We start from the raw sequence: 1,310 nt of genomic DNA, 5'->3' as shown, positions 1-1,310 counted from the left end.
CCGATTCGCCGCGGCCGCCGGAACCCGACGGCGGCGGCGCATCGCCGCCCGCGCTCGGACGGAACGCGAGCATGCGCAGCACCGCCATCTCGAAACCGGCGCGCGGGCTCGGCGCCAGCGGCAGGTCGCGGCGCCCGCTCACGCCCATCTGGTACCACAGCTGCACCAGCTCCGGCCGCAGCTGCGCGGCCAGGCCGTCGACGTCGACGCCGTCGGCCTCCACCGCCGCGTCGGGCACCAGCTGGCGCACCTGGATGCGGTGCAAGGCGTCGCCGAGCGACTCCAGCACGTTGCCCCAGTCGGGCGAGAACTCGGCCAGCGTCGCCACCTCGTCGAACAGGCGCCGGCCGTCGCCGTCGGCCAACGCCGACAGCACCGCGCCGACGCGGGTGCGGTCGACCGAACCGAGCATCGCCGCGACCGCCGCGCCCGCCAGCGGCTGCTCGCCGCCGACGCCGTCGGCGCTGCCCGCGCCGCTGTAGGCGATGGCCTGATCGAGCAGCGACAAACCGTCGCGCAGGCTGCCGTCGGCGGCCTTGGCCAGCTGGCGGATCGCCGAATCCTCGGCGGGAATGTGTTCGGCGGCCAGGATCCGGGTCATCTGCCCGGCGATCTGCTGCTCGTCCAGGCGCTTGAGGTTGAACTGCAGGCAGCGCGACAGCACCGTCACCGGCAGCTTCTGCGGGTCGGTGGTGGCGAGCAGGAACTTGACGTGCCCCGGCGGCTCTTCCAGCGTCTTGAGCAAGGCGTTGAAGGCCGACTTGGACAGCATGTGGACTTCGTCGATCAGGTAGACCTTGACCCGTCCGCGGCTGGGCATGTACTGCGCGTTGTCGATCACCTCGCGCACGTCGTCCACGCCGGTGTTGCTGGCCGCGTCGATCTCCAGCAGGTCGATGAAGCGGCCGGCGTCGATGTCGCGGCAGGCGTTGCACTCGCCGCACGGATCGGCCGAGGTGCCGCGCTCGCAGTTGAGCGACTTGGCGAAGATGCGCGCGATCGTGGTCTTGCCGACGCCGCGGGTGCCGGTGAACAGGAAGGCGTGGTGCACGCGTCCGGTGCTCAGCGCATTGGTCAGCGCGCGCACCACGTGCTCCTGCCCGACCAGTTCGGCGAAACGCTTGGGGCGCCATTTGCGGGCGAGGACGAGATAGGACATCGGATCCGTGGACTCGGTTGGACGGGGGAGCGGCGCGCGGCCGTCGGGCCGCTGCGGGCGCCGGCGGCGCGGCGCGCGCGAATCGGCCCTGCATTGTGCCACGCCCCACCCCCGCTCCCCAGGCTGGCGCCATGCGGCCCGGCCGTGGCGT

The 1,310-nt window shown here is 72.6% G+C and carries 1 protein-coding gene; it reads right to left on the bottom strand.

Annotation, left to right across the window (positions count from 1 at the left end; genetic code table 11):
• Positions 1-1,159: DNA polymerase III subunit gamma/tau (gene dnaX / locus A7A76_RS04915; protein WP_206410145.1), on the bottom strand; the 1,159-nt coding region annotated here is incomplete at its 3' end.
• Between the last annotated feature and the right edge of the window lie 151 nt (positions 1,160-1,310).

Source organism: Lysobacter enzymogenes, assembly GCF_017168095.1.
Taxonomy (GTDB): Bacteria; Pseudomonadota; Gammaproteobacteria; order Xanthomonadales; family Xanthomonadaceae; genus Lysobacter; species Lysobacter enzymogenes_D.
This window is presented reverse-complemented; position numbering and strand designations above follow the sequence as displayed.